Here is a 15,391-nt window from a genome sequence, read left to right as displayed (position 1 = left end):
AGCTCTCCGGCAGACGGCTCAGCGTCCGCCGGAGACGTCCACGATCGCGCCGGTGGTGTAGGAGGCACCGTCCGAGCACAGCCATGCGACGGCGTCGGCGACCTCGTCGGCGGTGCCGGGCCGGCCGGCCGGGATGCTGCTCGCCGCCTGCGCCGGTCGGTCAGGGTCCCCGGTGGTCGCGTGGATGTCGGTGAGAATGATCCCTGGCCGGACCGCGTTCACCCGCACCTTCTCGCCCGCGACCTCCCGGGCCAGACCGATCGTGAACGTGTCGACCGCGCCCTTGCTGGCGGCGTAGTCGACGTACACCCCTGGGCTGCCCAGCCGGGACGCCGCCGAGGAGATGTTGACGATCGACCCGCCCGGCCCGCCGTGCCGGGTCGACATCCGGCGCACGGCCTCGCCGGCGCACACGATCACCGAGATCGTGTTGATGGTGAACATGCGGGTCAACCGGTCGACCGTCATCTCGTCCACCCGGGCGGCGCGGTCGGTGACCCCGGCGTTGTTCACCAGGACGGTGAGCTGGCCGAGACTGTCCGCGGCGGTGAACACCGCGGGGATGCTCGCCGGGTCCTCGACGTCCGCGGCGACGGCGATCGCTCCGGTCGGCGTCCCGGGCAGGCCGTGCTCGGCGTGGAACGCGCGCGTCGCGGCGTCACAGGCCCGGACGACCTCCGCTGCGGCGTCCTTTTCCTTGCGATAGGTGAGGCAGACCGTCCACCCGGATCTTGCGAGCAGCCGGGCGGACGCCGCCCCGATCCCTCTGCTCCCGCCGGTCACGACAGCCACGCCGCGGCCTGCCCTGGGCCCTGACCGCTCCGACAGCGTCATCGTGTTCCTCCTGCTCCTGCTCCTGCTCCTGGTCCGGCCGTCCTGTCCGGCGGGGGCCCGGCGGTCGGGCCGAGGCCGGGCCAGGCCACCAGCGGCTCGTCTCGGTCGGCGCCTCGGTCGGCTTCATCCTCTCTCGGAGCCCGACCCCGGCCACTCGACGGCCCTGGTCAGGGGGTCGGTCAAACAGGACCCAAGGGATCGAACGGGCACCAGGCGGGACCGGGCGGGTGCCGAACCGGGCCTCCCCTCAGGCCGCGGGCCGCAGGAGCCTCCGACGCCGGCGCGGAGCCTTGCCGGATGCGGCCCGGGATGCCCCGGGTCCCGTCGCGTCCCGCCGCGCCCCGATCGCGGGCGCCTGCGTGGGGACTGACACCGGCACCGATATCGGCACAGACACGGGCACCGATACCGGCGCTGACACCGGCACGGCCACGGGTACGGGCACGGGCGCCGACACGGAAGCCGTGGCCGAGGCCACGCCGGCAGGCGGGGTGGGCCATGCGGGGTGCACCCTAAACGCGAACACGTCGCCGACCCGGCCCTTCACCGGGCGCGGGTCCAGCGGGACGACGAGGTCGGCCGGAAGCACCGCCGCCGTCGCCGCGCTGAGGATCGTCGCGCCCGCCTCGGCCATGGTCTGCAGCCGGGCGGCAAGGTTCATCGTGTCGCCGACCAGGGTGTACTCCCGGCGGGCGTCACAGCCCAGCAGCGCCGCGGCGACCTCACCCGTGGAGACGCCGACGCCCAGCCCGAAAGGCTCCAAGCTGCCGCGCCTGGCCCACTGTTCGTTCAGGGCGTCCTGGCGGCGGTGCATGGCCTGGGCGGCGTGCACCGCCCGCTCCCGGTGGTCGCTGGTCGGATTCGGCGCGCCGAAGACGGCGACGACCGCGTCACCGGCGTACTGCAGGACGCTGCCGCCCTGCTCGAGGATCGCCGCGTTCATCTCACGTCGATGCTCGTCGAGCTGGTGGGCGAGCACCATCGGGTCCGTGCGCTGCGCGATGCCCGAGTAGCCGCGGATGTCCGACATCAGGACGGTGACGTCGAGGCGTTCCGCGCGACTGGCGGCCGTCGCGTCGTCGCGCAGTTTCGCCGCCAGGCCACTGGGCAGCAGCCGCGCGAGCTCGGCGTCCTGCTCCTCTCGTTTCATCAGCGCCTCGTGCAGCATGCGCAGTCGGCGCAGTGCCCCGGCCTGCCCCGCGCTCGCGCCCTGGGCGAGCCGGAGCAGCAGGGTGTCGATCGCCGCGTTGACCGCGGCGGGGGTGTCGCCGTGACGCGCCGCGATCGCGGCGACGGGCCGCCCGTGGGCGACGTCGCGCAGCAGCTCCTCCTGCTCGGGGCTGAGCGTCCCGGACTCGCGAACCGGTGTCATGACGGCCGCGACGATGTCGGGGTCCAGCAGGGAGCCACCGGTGGCCACCTCGCGGATGGCCCGGGCCAGCAGATCGGGGTCGGCGACCCGTTCCTTCAGGAGGTAGGCATAGCCGGACGCACCGTCCCGAAGCAGCGCGATCGCGTAGTCGGGCTCGTCGTACTGGGAGAGGAGCACGATGCCCGTAGCCGGGTTCGCCGCACGGATGAGCTGGGCTGCGCGTACCCCTTCGTCGGTGAAGTCCGGCGGCATGCGGATGTCGGTCACGACCACCTCGGGACGCAGCCGGCCGGCGGCCCGCACGAGTTCGTCGTGATCGGCGGCGACTCCGATGACCGAGATGTCCGCGACCTGGGAAAGTAGCGCCCGGACACCCTCGCGGACGATGAGGTTGTCGTCCGCGAGCAGTACGGTGATACGCGTCGTCCGGACTGTGTCGATGTTTTTCGTGTCGCCGTTCGCTGTGGTGATGTCCGTTGGCGTGGTGGCGCCGGCTGCTGCTGTCGCCGCTGTCGCCGCTGTCGCCGTCCGGTCGCCGGCGCCCGGGCCGTCGCCGCGGGCCGGGTGGTCGCGCCCGGTGGTGTGGTCGCGCCCGGTGTGGTCGTTCCCCGTGGTGTGGTCGTTCGTGGTGTGGCTGGTTGTACTGTCGCCCGCCCTGCGGTTGCGCGCCATGGCAATATTCAGCCGATTCGGCACCGTCGGCGCCAGCAGGCTGGGGTCACCCCGGCGGGGGTGCTGGCACCACCTTCGTGGGGCGGACTGGCCTCACCGCTCGCTGCACGCTGTTTACCGCTCCCCGCTCGTCCTACCGCTCTCCGCTCGTCCCGGGTGGCCGGTCGCAGGTCGTGGTCGCCGCTGGCCGTGGCCGCGCCGCGTCCGGCACCTGGCGGGCTAGATCGTATGTTCCTTATAAGGATTCCGTTTCAATCCGTACGAGGTCGATCCTGGTAAGCGGCGCGGGCTAACATGCGTCATTGCGTGACACATCGTTCACAGTCTGGGAGTTGTCGTTGGCGGGATATGCCGACGTCCCGCCTGGCAGTCTGCTGGATGCCGCGCCGGACGCGATCGTCGGTGTTCGCCCGGATGGCCGCATCGTCCTGGTGAACGCCCAGGCCGAGTGGCTGTTCGGGTACAGCCGCGAGGAGCTGGTCGGTCAGCCGGTGGAGATCCTCGTTCCCGAGGTGTTCCGCGCGGCCCATCCGGCTCGGCGGGGCGCCTATCTGGCGGATCCGCGGCCACGGCCGATGGGTGCGGGTATGGAGCTCGCGGCCCTTCGCCGGGACGGGACCCAGTTCCCGGCCGAGATCTCGCTCTCGGCCGTGCGGACCGCCGACGGCACGTTCGTCACGGCGGCGATCCGTGATGTGACAAGCCGTAAGCGTGCCGAGGCGATGTTCCGGGGCCTGCTGGAGGCGGCGCCGGACGCGATCGTCGGCGTGCGTCCGGATGGCCGCATCGCGTTGGTGAACGCGCAGGCCGAGCGGCTGTTCGGGTACGGCCGCGACGAGTTGGTCGGCCAGTCGGTCGAGATCCTCGTGCCGGAGTCGGCTCGGCACCTGCACCCACGCCACCGCGAGCGTTATTTCAGCGATCCGCGGCCACGCCCGATGGGTGCGGGCATGCAGCTCGCCGCGCGGCGCCGGGACGGCACGGAGTTCCCGGCCGAGATCTCGCTGTCCGCGCTGGAGACCGAGGACGGGCTGCTCGTCTCCGCCGCGATCCGGGATGTCACCGACCGGCTGGAAGCGCAGGCGGAGCGGGAGCGGCTACGGGCCCAGGCCGAGCGGGAGCGGCTGGAGGTGCAGCTTCACCAGTCGCAGCGGCTGGAGAGCCTGGGCCAGCTTGCGGGCGGGGTGGCGCACGACTTCAACAACCTGCTCGCGGTCATCATCAACTACACGACCTTCGTGGGGGAGGTCGTCACCGACGCCGCGAAGATCCAGGGCGGCCGCTGGGAGTCCGCCCGGCAGGACATCGAACAGATCCAACGGGCCGCCGACCGGGCGGCGCAGCTGACCCATCAGCTTCTCGCCTTCGGCCGGCGCGAGGTCGTGCAGCCCAAGCCGCTCGACCTCAACGAGGTCGTGCACGACATGGAGCAGCTGCTGCACCGCACCCTCGGCGAGCATGTGGAGCTGCACACCTCCGCACACCCCGACCTGTGGCCCGTGCTGGCCGACGTCGGCCAGATCGAGCAGGTTCTGGTCAACCTCGCGGTCAACGCCCGGGACGCCATGCCCGGTGGCGGCACGCTCACCATCGACACGGCGAACGTGCGGGTCGACGAGGAGGCGGCCGCCACGCATCCGGGCTCGCGCCCCGGGCGTTTCGTGCATCTGAGGGTGAGCGACAGCGGCACGGGCATGCGCCCGGACGTGGTCACGCGGGCCTTCGAGCCGTTCTTCACCACCAAGGCGAAGGGTGAGGGCTCCGGACTGGGCCTCGCGACCGTCTACGGCATCATCACCCAGGCGGGTGGCCACGTGGAGATCATCTCGACGGTCGACGTCGGCACCACCGTCAGCGCGATGCTGCCGGCGATCGAGGGCGCGGTATCGGCGATCGAGGAGGTCGCGGCGGCCGGTGAGCTGTTCGGCGGCGAGACGATCATGGTCGTGGAGGACGAGTCCGCGATGCGCGAGCTCACCCGGCGCATCCTCGCCCGCAACGGCTATCGGGTGATCACGGCCCGCAGCGGGCCCGAGGCGATCACGATGGCCCAGCAGCTGACGGTCGACATCCACCTGCTGCTGACGGATGTCGTCATGCCGCAGGTGCTGGGCAGGGAGGTGGCGGAGCGGATCTGCCTCAGGCGCCCGGGCCTGCGGGTGCTTTACATGTCCGGGTACGCCTATCCCGCACTCGCCCAGAACGGGACGCTCGCTCCCGGGCTCGCCCTGCTCACCAAGCCGTTCTCGGAGCGGGTGCTGTTGTCCAAGGTGCGCGAGGTGCTCGACGCCGCACCGACTCCCCGGCCCGCGCCGGGCCAGGCCCCGACCCAGGCGGGCCCGTACCCGCTCCCGTGGTCGGCTGACGGCGGCGGCTGAACCGGGCCCGCCGCTGCCGCCGCAGCTATCGCTGCCGGTTGCCGCGGCGCGGCAACCGCACCGCGGCCGACCACGCGCCGGTCGCGGGGTCCGTCCGCAGCTCGGCGCCCAACAACTGCGCGATCGGCGCGAGTCGCTCCCGCCAGCTCGCCGCGTTGTCCCGCGTCGCCAGTGGGCCGTCCTCGTCGTCGGCGCCGGCGGACCGCACCTGGTCGTCGGCCTCGGCCGTGAGATCCGGGGCGAAGGGCTGAACCGTGTCGGCATACGCGACGCGCAGCGCCAGGTCGATGCCCTCGGGCCTCGCCCGCACCGACACGAGGGCACGCGCGGCCTGGTGTATCGGATCGCTTTCCTGAAGGAGCAACTGAACGGCGGCGAGCAGAACGGCGACCTCTCCCAGCACCGGCGGGGCGGAATCGAGGTCCAGGCTGATGTACAGCCTTTCCACGAGCACCCCCTCGACCCGTTGGGTCAGGCCGAGCTCGAGCATCTGCCGTGGGCTGCTGCCCGGACGGAACGGCGACGGCGGCCGGTGCAACGTGGCCGCGGTGTCACGCAGCCTGGTCTCGATCTGGGTGACCCGTTCGGCCAGGTCCTCGGTCAGGTTGCGGCGCAGGCTCGCCAGCGACAGCAGGATGCCGGTGAGCTCCTGCATCGGGCCGTCGTGCAGGGCGTCGGTCAGCGCCCGGCTCTCGCGTTCCTGTAAGGCGATCATGAGGAACATGAGGCGTTCGGTTGCGTGGGCCGGCCCGACTGGTCTCGGCTGGCTCACCCGGCCCGCCCGGGGCGTACACCGTCCCACGGGCCGTTCTCGGCGGGGCGGTGGCCGGCAAGTCGGTTGACCGCGTCGAGGAGGTCGTCCGCCCGGAAGGGCTTGAGGAGAACCGCCACCTCGTCCGGTGTGGGGTCGGCGACGGCGCCGGTGAGCACGAGGCAGCGCTGGGAGACGAGCGGGTCCTGCGCACGGAGCAGGGCGAACAGTTCGGTGCCTCGTTCCGGGCCGAGCCGGGTGTCGATGATGATGGCGTCGAACTCCAGCGGCCGCAGTGCGAGGGCCTCGGCGATGCCGGCGGCAGTGTCCACCGCCCAGCCGCCGTCGGCCAGCACCCGCGCCGCGAGGACCCGGATCATCTCCTGATCGTCCACCACAAGCGCCCGAGGCCGGACGTGCCGGGGCGCCTCACCGCTACATGGGTTCCGCACGCGCCACCTCGGTCGCCCTCAACCAGGACCTCATCGCCGCCTGTCAGCCGAACGGCGACACCATACGGCACGACCCTGATGCTGGATGGCGCAACCACGAGGTCTCGTGTCGCGATGTGCCAGCATTGGTCACCATACGTGCTCGACACCTGCTCCGGGAAGCGGGCTGCCTGCACTGCCGACACCGTCCCGGCTGGCTGTGTCGTTCGTGTGGTCCGTGCGCGTCATCGGATGCCCAGGATCCGGCGAGCGCACGGGATCCGCCGGGTCCGCGAGGGCGATCCGGCCGGCACGGTTGCGGCGCCCGGGAGGTGTGAGCGGTGCGGCCGGGGGGCCGCCGCCGGCCCGCTTCGCCTCGTACATGGCGGCGTCGGCCAGCCCGATGACGGCCTGCGGGTCGGCCACCCCGCGGGAGAGCGCGACGCCGACGGTGGCGCCCACCGACACCAGCTGCCCGTCCACGAGGATGGGCCGGCGCAGCGCCGAGGTGATCCGATCCGCGGCGTGCCAGGCCACCGTCTCCACGTCCAGCCCACCGGCGGGTGCGGTGGACCCGGTCAGGACGGCGACGAACTCGTCACCGCCCACGCGGAACACCGCTCCCCGCTCGGGCCGGTACCAGGCCCGCCCCGCGATGCCGCACAGCCAGGACGACGGCCGGCGCAACCGGCGTCGTCCCTCGTCGTTCCGCCCACCGCCCCCAAGGCCCATGGCAGCTCCGCCGGACCCGTCGCCCGCGCCGACCAGCGTCTGCGTGCCATCCAGCGACCGCGTGCCATCCAGAGACACCGTGCCATCCAGCGACAGCGACTGCGTGGTGTCCGCGGCGCAGCCACACGCGGCATCTCCAGCGGCGGTGTCGCCGCGGCTGTCGCCCTCGTCATCGATGTCGGTGTCGCCCTCGGAGGTGAGGATCCGCCGGATTCGCGCCGCGGCCACACGCAGCACGTGGTCACCGACCGCGTGTCCGAAGGTGTCGTTGATGGGTTTGAACCTGTCGAGATCGACGAGCAGGATCGCGAAGGCCGTCTGGTCGCGCGAGATCGTTTCAAGATGCTCCGCCAGCGCCGCCCGGTTGGGCAGGCCGGTGAGCGGGTCGTGGCGGGCTCGTCGACGCAGCTGTTCGGTGAGACCCCGCCACTGCCCGATCTCCCGGCAGGTCAGGACGGGAACATGCGGCTGCCCCGCCGAGGCCGGCATCTCCCAGGCCGCGGCCTCGATGTCGAACCAGCGGTAGGTGCCGTCCTGCGTCCTGAGCCGGACATCCTGTAGCGACGGTCCGTCCAGCGGTGTGTTCAGGAGCATGCGTACGGCGGGCCGGTCGTCGGGGTGCACGTAGCACAGCAGGTCATGGCCGACCATCGTCGCTCTGTCCCGGCCCAGCAGGTTGCCGACCGCCGCGCTGGCGAAGGCGAGCCGCCCGCCGTGGTCGAGCAGGATGACGATGTCGCTCGCCTCGTGCAGGAGGACGCCGAGCTCGTCGAGGTCCTGACGGATGGCGCCCTCCTGCCGTCGGTTGGAGACCGCGAGCCCGATGATCGTCACACCGATGATGCCGAAGAGCAGCCCGTTGCCGAGCGGACGATGCTCCCGCACACTCTGCTCGACCACGTCGGCGGTCTGGTCGAGCAGCACGTAGCCGCCACCTTTGATCGCGGCCGCGACGGCGATCGTGTCGGGTCCGCTGCGCGAGTGCACCTGCCGTGGCTTGCCGTCGCGGATGCCGACAAGCTCGGCCGGGTCGACCAGGACACGGCCCACCAGAGTCCCGTCCCAGGCCAGGACCGCCTGGCCGTTCTGGTCGAGGATCGAGATGCCGCCCTGGCCGAGGTCACTGGACAGTCCGTCGGTCGTGCGAAGGATCCGGGCCGCCGGCAGGATGTTCGTCGGGCACATCATGAGCTGAGCGGCCGTCACGCCGTCACGCAGGATCGGGGTGACGGCGCAGATTCGGACACCGCCCGCGACCGGCAGCAGCGGAGTCAGCGCCCCGCCCTGACTGGAGCGGGCCCACAGCGGGTTGTTCGGAGGAATCGGCACCTCCGCCCCGGGTGGCTCGACCGCCATCGGCGTGCCGGTCCGATCGACCACGGCGAGAAGTGCGCTGGGGCCGGCGATCGGCGTCGCGGCCATGGTTCGCAGGGCTTCGGCGAGGGCGGCGTGGTTGTCGAGGTCCCACGGAAACTCCGAGACGGCACCGGTAAGCCGAGCGGGGTCGCTGACGGCGTGCGCGTACTCGGCGAAGTGCTCGACGAGCGCCGCGCCGGCCGCCAATCGCTGCCGTTGGGCCCGGTCGCCCGCGGAGGCTTCCACGGACAGCCCGGTGGCTGCCGTGCCCAGCAGGACCACGAGCACCGTCGCGGATGGGAAAACGGCGGTCAGCCGCCGCCGACGCCCGCCGCCCGGCCGGTACGGCGCGGCCCCGCGGCCGCGGCGGCCCGCCCGTCCACGCCACCGCCGCGAGATCGCCCTTTCGCCGCCTGTCGGTGCTGGGACCGCTCGCGATGCGGCGGAGCTTCCCGGGGCCGACAGCGCTGTCCGTGCCGGGCTGGCTGGCTCCTGCTCCGTCCGATGCCGTCCCGTGATCGGGCCCCCGTCAACGCTCTCGCCGGCGCCGGCGAGAGCGTCGACCGTGGTATTGCCGTTCACGCTCGTGTGGCTGTTCGCGCCCGTGAGGCTGTTTGCGCCCGTGAGGCTGTTTGCGATCGTGTGGCTGTTTGCGATCGTGTGGCTGTTCACGCTCGTGCCACGTTCCGTGGTGTGGGCCTCGGCGTCGACCTCGACCCCTGCCTCGGCGATGCTGAGCGCGTGGCAGCCGCGGCCCGCGGCCTTGGCTCGGTACATCGCCTCGTCCGCGGTGCGGACCAGGTGTTCGGGTGGGCACGCGGCGCGGGTGACGCCGACTCCGATGCTGGCATCGACAGTGACCTCGGCCGTGTCCAGAACGATCGGTGCACGCAGCACCGCGCCGATGCGCTCGGCGAGCCCGGCGGCGCTCTCCTCGTCGACGCCGGGGAGGACGACACCGAACTCGTCGCCGCCGAAGCGGCAGGGCGTGGGTGTGCCAGCGGCCATCGGCGACACGGCATCGGCCGCGGGGGCCGCCGCCGCCTTCGCGCCGGCGGCAGGTACGGCGGCGAGCACGGCGGTGAGCCGCTCGGCCACGACGGTCAGTACCCGGTCGCCGGCGGCATGCCCGTAGTTGTCATTGATCGGCTTGAAATGGTCCAGGTCGATGAACAGCACGGAGACGGGCCCGGCCGGTTCCCGGTCGGCGAGTGCGGTGGCGAGGCGATCATCGAAGGTCGCCCGGTTCGCCAGGCCCGTAAGCGGGTCGTGCTCGGCCTGGAACCCGAGCTCGTCGAGCAGAACCCGCCGCCGCTCGATCGAGTGGCAGGTGAGCACCACCCGTCCTGGACGAATAGTGTCGGCGAGCCGCCGCGCCGACACATCGAACCAGTGCTCGCCGCCGGTGCTGGACAACAGCCGGACGTTCATCACCGTCGAGGGATGAGCCTCGGACAGCACCTCGGCGACCCGGAGCATGTCGGCGCGGTGAACCAGCGCCGAAAGCTGCCGCCCGCGAAGCGCGGCGGGGTCGTGCCCGAGCCGGGACAGCACCGCCGGGCTCACGAACTCCAGGAGGCCGTCCGCCGAGACGGTCATCACGATGTCGCGGCTGGCGGCGAGCAGCGAGCGTAGATCGTCACGCCGGCGAAGGGTGCGCGTCTGCTCGCGCAGACCGACGGCGGCAATCGAGAGGACGGCGACGACCGTCACCACCAGCAGGGTGACCATGCGGTGGGAGTGCTGGGTCCGCAGCTGCGCGTATAACTGGCCGGTCGGCTGGGCGAGGTAGGTGAAGTACCCGGTGGTCGGCTGGGCCGCGGCGATGTGGGTGTAGCCGTTCTCACCGCCGGTGGTCCAGATCGTGGGCTCGCCGGCCGAGCGTCGAGTGTCGCCGAGCCGCACCGGGTCGAGCACCCGGGTTCCGATCAGGGCTCTGTCCGTGGAGACCAGCGCGACGCCGTTCGGATCTACTGTCGATACGGAGCCCTTGCCGGGTAGGCGCAGCAGCGCGCCCAGCGCGGTGCCGAGCTGGGCGCCAGATTCCTCGGAGGAGACGCTGACGAGGACGGCCCAGGGGCGGGCCCCGCCCACCGGGACGACGGCGGCCCGCACGACCAGCCCGTTCAGCCTGAACACCGGTGACACCGCGTTGTCGCCGCGCCAGGCGGTCGCCCAGGCGGGCCCGAGGTCTGTGACGTCGAGGGTCTCGTGCGCCGGCCTGATCGTGAGGGGAGCCCCGGACCGGTCGATCAACGCGACCAGCAGGGTGGTGTCGCCGCTGGTGGTGAACTGGAACCTGGCTGCCAACTGGTTGTTGAGACCGGAGTTGCCGCGCTCGAACGCCGTGCTGTCGACCAGGGCGCGCAGGCCGGCCGGGTCGTCGGTGCTGGCTTCCCAGCTCGCCAGGTTCCTGATCAGATTCGCGCGGCCCGTGAGGCGGGTGTTCTCGGCGCCGTCGAGCCAGCGCCCGCCGACGACCAGTGCGACCGCGCTCAGCACGAGGATCGCGAGGACGCCGCTCAGGAGGGGTGAACAGGCAAGCCGGACCGGGTTATGGAACCACAACCGCCGCCTGACTGGTGGCCAGGCGTGTTCGTCCGTCGCCATCGGGCGCCGCCGGCGGGCCATCGTCATCAGTCGGTTTCCGTTCCACCATCTCGCCGTCGGCATGACGGCCTCGTGCCGGAACCGACCTGGACCGTGGTATTGCCGCGGTCTGTGCAATCCCGGCAGGAAGAGCATACGAGTGTGCGTCTCGAGACTTTCGCCGGCCGGTAGGTCGCCGCGTTCTTTCGTCACCGGTGCCCGACCGGACGAATTGCCGGTGGCCAGGAATCCGCCAGGTCATGTGTGTAGCACGGAGCCATTTCGGCCGATGATCGTTGCGCGGTCAAACTGGTGCACGGCCGCTGATCACTGCAGGACCACAGCTGCCAATCCGTCGATGGTGCGGGTGATGGCCCGGGTGGCGGGCCGTGGGCCACTCTCGCAGCAAGCAGGGGGACGTCATGGCTTCAGGGTGCCCCGCAGTGGTCTCTCCATGCCGGAAGGTAGCCGGGCGTCGGCCGCTTCGCAGCGCGTAGCGATCATGTGGAAGCGCAGCGGTGGCAAGGTCGGACAGTTGTTGCCGCCAGGTCTCGGATGGTCGCACGCTCCGTAGTCTCGATCATGTCCTCGATCGAGATGGTGGGAGGGCGTCGCTTCCTGTGATCCGACTTGTGGGCGAGCGAACGTGCTGGTCCTCGTCTTGTCTGTGTGGAGGGTGGCGAGTTGTCGTGCGGTTTGGCTGGCATGACACAGCGCTACTGGTGCGCGGTGGGCGCAGCGGAAAGGGCTGTTGGGGTGTCGATCCCGTGGGATTACGGGCGGATCGGCGGATGGTCGGTGTGGTAGAAAGGGCGTGACTCAAAGCCGCCGGTTCCAGCCGGTGTCAAATCGATTGCCGGGCCCCGGCCGGGATGGTGGGGGGCGGGGTGATGTCATGGCTGTCTGGCGTCGGGCTGTTCCGGGTGCGTCTCGCTACCGGCTCCGTCCTGAATCCTCCGTGTCCGGAGAACGATTTCTCGTTAAAGAGTTTCGCCGGGCGTCCGTACCTGTCGGTTCGGGTCCGCGTGCGCCGAGTCCGGATGCGGTATGCAGTAGCCTGATCGTGCTGGCCGCTCCGGGCTGAAATTCGCCCGCGTCGTGGTTCAGGGGGGCGGGCGATGGTTCACTCTCTCCGTGCCCTACCGTCGCCCTGCCGTTGTGGATGACCGGCTCGCCGCGGCCCGTGAGCGGTTGGTCGCGGCGGCCACGGATCTCGTCGCCGAAGCCGGTTGGGCCGGCGCCTCCGTCACGGCGGTCGCGGCAGCGGCAGGCATGTCGGTCGGTTCCGTCTACCAGCATTTTCCGTCCAAGTCGGAGCTGGTGTGCGAGGTCTTCCGGCGAGCCGCGGCGCAGGAGGTTGAACTCATCCGTGCGGTGGCCGGCGAGCCCAGCCCGGCGCGGGGTGTCGGCCTCGCCGCCGCCGCGGGAGATCCGGTGGATCGCCTCGTGCTGGCGGTCGCTCTGTTCACCCGGCGGGTGCTGGCGCGTCGAGGCCTGGTCCACGCGCTGCTCGTCGCGCCGTCGGATTCCGCGCTGGAGGCGCAGCGGCGTGACTTCCGCAGGCGCTACCGGGATGTCTTCGCGGCTCTGATCCGCGCTGGGGTCGAGGCGGGGATGCTGCCCACCCAGGATCCGGTGGTCGCCGCGGCGGCCCTGACGGGCGCGATCGGTGAGGTGCTCGCCGGCCCGATCCCGATGGCCCATGACCTGCCTCGCGATGGCGGGGAGGCCGAACCGGTGGTGCGGGAGGTCGTCGAGATGGCGCTGAGGTGCGTGGGTGCGCGCCCGATGCTCCGTGGCTGGAGCGTTGCCGAGGGAATCGGCTGACGTCGCTCGGCTGACGTCGCCTGGATGATGGCTCCCGGTGGTGCTCCTGCGGGCCTGCGGGTGCTCCCACTCGCGCTCGCGCCGGCCGCGGCCGGCAGCGGATGCGCGGTCGGCAGCGGATGCGCGGTCGGCAGGCGAAGATGTCCCGGTAGCGATCGCGGGCCGGGGCTCGTCCGTCAACGGTGCCCGGGCAGACCGGGAGGTCCGACAGATGACGACGTTTGGTGGCGGTCCGACCCACCGGGTGACGAACCAGCCGCCTCCGCTGGTCGGCCACGACGTCGCGGAGGACATCCCGTTGCTGGCGGCGCTGGCCCGGGAGGGTGCCGGCGATCAGGCGGAGGAACTGCACCGGCTCGGCCGGCTCGCGGGCAGCGCCGAGGCGCAGTCCTGGGGTGATGAGGCGAACCGGCACCCACCGGTGCTGCGGACGCACGACCGGTACGGCAACCGGATCGACGAGGTCGACTTCCACCCGGCCTGGCATGAGCTGCTCACCGTGGCGGTGCGGGCCGGGCTGGCCGGGTCCGCGTGGGCCGCGGACCGGCCCGGCGCGCATGTGGCACGGGCGGCCGGGATTCTCGTGTGGGGCCAGGTCGAGCATGGCCACCTCTGCCCGGTCTCGATGACCTACGCCGCGGTGCCGGTCGTGCGGACGGCACCGGAGCTTGCCGCGGCCTATCTGCCCGGCCTGACCAGCTCTGTCTACGATCCCGGCCTGCGTCGGCCGGAGAGCAAACGTGGCCTGCTGGCCGGCATGGGGATGACCGAGAAGCAGGGTGGCTCGGACGTCCGGGCCAACGAGACCAGGGCGACCCCGGTCGGGGGCGGGGCGTACCTGCTGCGCGGGCACAAGTGGTTCACCAGCGCGCCCATGAACGACGTCTTCCTGGTGCTGGCCCAGGCCCCTGGCGGGCTGTCGTGCCTGCTGGTGCCCCGGGTGCTCCCGGACGGGAGCCGCAACCCGTTCCTCATCCAGCGGCTCAAGGACAAGCTCGGCAACCGCAGCAACGCCAGTGCCGAGCCGGAGTTCGACGGGACGCTGGCCCATCTGGTCGGGGAGGAGGGCCGGGGGGTACGGGCGATCATCGACATGGTCGCGCTCACCAGGCTCGACTCCGCGATCGGGACGGCTTCGGGCATGCGGGCGGCCCTGGTGGCGGCGGCACATCACGTGCGCCACCGCTCGGCGTTCGGGTCGCTGCTCGTCGACAAGCCGTTGATGCGCAACGTGCTGGCCGACCTGGCACTGGAATCCGAGGCAGCGGTCACGCTCGTGATGCGGGTGGCCGGCGCGGTGGACCGGGCCGAGCAGGGTGACGAGGGCGAGCGGGCGTTCCGTCGTCTCGCGACCGGGCTCGCCAAGTACTGGCTGTGCAAGCGCCAGCCGGCCATGGTCGCCGAGGCGCTCGAATGCCTCGGCGGCAACGGCTACGTGGAGGATTCGGGGCTGCCGCGGCTCTACCGCGAAGCGCCGCTGAACGGCATCTGGGAGGGCTCGGGCAACGTCAACGCCCTGGACGTGCTGCGCGCCCTCGGCCGCGAGCCGGCCAGCCTCGCCGCCTATGCGGCCGAGATCGACGCGGCGGCCGGCGGGAACCGCCACCTCGACGATGCCTGGCGCCGGCTGCGCCACGACCTGGCCGCCCTCCTCAACGCCGACGAGCCGGTCGAGCTGGAGCTGGTCGCTCGCCGGCTGGTCGAGCGGATGGCGCTGCTCCTGCAGGGCGCGCTGCTGGTGCGGCACGCCCCGCCGGCGGTGGCGGACGCGTTCTGCGTGGCCCGGGTGGGGGGTGACGCCGGCCTGGCCTTCGGCACCCTTCCGCCAGGTCTCGATCTCGACGGCATCCTGCGGCGGATCCCGCACGGTGCTGTCTGAGCGCGGTTCTCGCGGCCTGCGGTGATCGGTTGCGCGCGGCGCGACGGCGATCAGATGAGTACGGAGAGTTGCACGGACGGGTGTGACGCCAGCCCGATGTGACCTTGGTAGGTACGTCCGGTCCTATCCTGACTCTGGACAGTTTGCTGCGGTTCGAGTTTCGCACTGCTGGAAGCGCACTGTGTTTATGGCGTAGCGGAAGGTGGCGGTCGGCCTCTTAGGCTGAGCCCGTTGCCTGCCTCCGGGGGTGTGATGATCGTCTTCTTTCTTGCCGTGGCGGGCCTGGTGGTCTTCGCGGGTCTTTTTGGGCTCGTGCGCGGCGTCGCTGAATGGGCCTGGATACGTAACCGCCGGACCGCCGGGATCGTCACCGGTGCCGGTCTCGCCGCGGTGCTCGCGCTGAGTGCCATCGCGGTGCGTTTCGGTGGATCGGGCGAGTCCGTGGCGGCAGCCCGCCGGAGCACCCCGGGCGACCCGGGTGCGGGCAGCGGCGCCGCCGACGCATCGACGTCCCCGCGGCCGGCGCCGCAGACCACCACCAGGTCACAACCAGCGTCGGCCGGCCCCGAC

Annotated in this window: 8 protein-coding genes; 3 read left to right on the top strand and 5 right to left on the bottom strand. The window is 71.7% G+C overall.

The window, feature by feature from the left end; translation table 11 throughout:
• Positions 1–18: 18 nt before the first annotated feature.
• On the bottom strand, positions 19–834 hold the full coding sequence (locus tag AWX74_RS33720) for an SDR family oxidoreductase (RefSeq protein ID WP_091284928.1): 816 nt from the start codon (positions 832–834) through the stop codon (positions 19–21).
• 247 nt (positions 835–1,081) lie between these two features.
• A complete protein-coding gene (locus AWX74_RS33715; RefSeq protein WP_091284927.1) occupies positions 1,082–2,878 on the bottom strand; it encodes an adenylate/guanylate cyclase domain-containing protein in 1,797 nt (598 codons plus the stop codon).
• 338 nt (positions 2,879–3,216) lie between these two features.
• Between AWX74_RS33715 and AWX74_RS33710 the strand changes: the two genes are divergently transcribed.
• A complete protein-coding gene (locus AWX74_RS33710; protein ID WP_091284970.1) occupies positions 3,217–5,256 on the top strand; it encodes a hybrid sensor histidine kinase/response regulator in 2,040 nt (679 codons plus the stop codon).
• A gap of 25 nt (positions 5,257–5,281) precedes the next feature.
• Here the strand turns inward: AWX74_RS33710 and AWX74_RS33705 are convergent, their stop codons facing one another.
• From AWX74_RS33705 to AWX74_RS33695, 3 genes are all read right to left on the bottom strand, one after another.
• A complete protein-coding gene (locus AWX74_RS33705; protein ID WP_091284925.1) occupies positions 5,282–5,980 on the bottom strand; it encodes a hypothetical protein in 699 nt (232 codons plus the stop codon).
• Between the two features lie 44 nt (positions 5,981–6,024).
• On the bottom strand, positions 6,025–6,402 hold the full coding sequence (locus AWX74_RS33700; RefSeq protein WP_242666538.1) for a response regulator: 378 nt from the start codon (positions 6,400–6,402) through the stop codon (positions 6,025–6,027).
• A gap of 186 nt (positions 6,403–6,588) precedes the next feature.
• Positions 6,589–11,199, bottom strand: coding sequence for a diguanylate cyclase domain-containing protein (locus AWX74_RS33695; RefSeq protein ID WP_091284921.1), 4,611 nt, complete (start codon positions 11,197–11,199; stop codon positions 6,589–6,591).
• A 1,050-nt stretch (positions 11,200–12,249) separates the two neighbouring features.
• Here AWX74_RS33695 and AWX74_RS33690 point away from each other — a divergent pair.
• Both AWX74_RS33690 and AWX74_RS33685 read left to right on the top strand, forming a co-directional pair.
• Entirely contained in the window at positions 12,250–12,942 is a 693-nt protein-coding gene (locus AWX74_RS33690) for a TetR/AcrR family transcriptional regulator (protein ID WP_091284919.1), read from the top strand.
• 211 nt (positions 12,943–13,153) lie between these two features.
• Positions 13,154–14,821 carry an acyl-CoA dehydrogenase family protein gene (locus AWX74_RS33685; RefSeq protein WP_091284917.1) on the top strand — a complete coding sequence of 556 codons (1,668 nt, stop codon included), beginning with the start codon at positions 13,154–13,156 and terminating at the stop codon, positions 14,819–14,821.
• Positions 14,822–15,391: the final 570 nt, after the last annotated feature.

This window comes from Parafrankia irregularis, assembly GCF_001536285.1.
Lineage (GTDB): Bacteria > Actinomycetota > Actinomycetes > Frankiales > Frankiaceae > Parafrankia > Parafrankia irregularis.
Note: the sequence above shows the minus strand (reverse complement) of the source record. Positions and strands in the feature narration are given on the sequence as shown.

Coding starts and splice junctions, on each gene's coding strand:
- AWX74_RS33720 (WP_091284928.1), bottom strand. CDS start 834: ATGACGCTGTCGGAGCGGTCAGGGCCCAGGGCAGGCCGCGGCGTGGCT.
- AWX74_RS33715 (WP_091284927.1), bottom strand. CDS start 2,878: ATGGCGCGCAACCGCAGGGCGGGCGACAGTACAACCAGCCACACCACG.
- AWX74_RS33705 (WP_091284925.1), bottom strand. CDS start 5,980: ATGTTCCTCATGATCGCCTTACAGGAACGCGAGAGCCGGGCGCTGACC.
- AWX74_RS33695 (WP_091284921.1), bottom strand. CDS start 11,199: ATGCCGACGGCGAGATGGTGGAACGGAAACCGACTGATGACGATGGCC.
- AWX74_RS33685 (WP_091284917.1), top strand. CDS start 13,154: ATGACGACGTTTGGTGGCGGTCCGACCCACCGGGTGACGAACCAGCCG.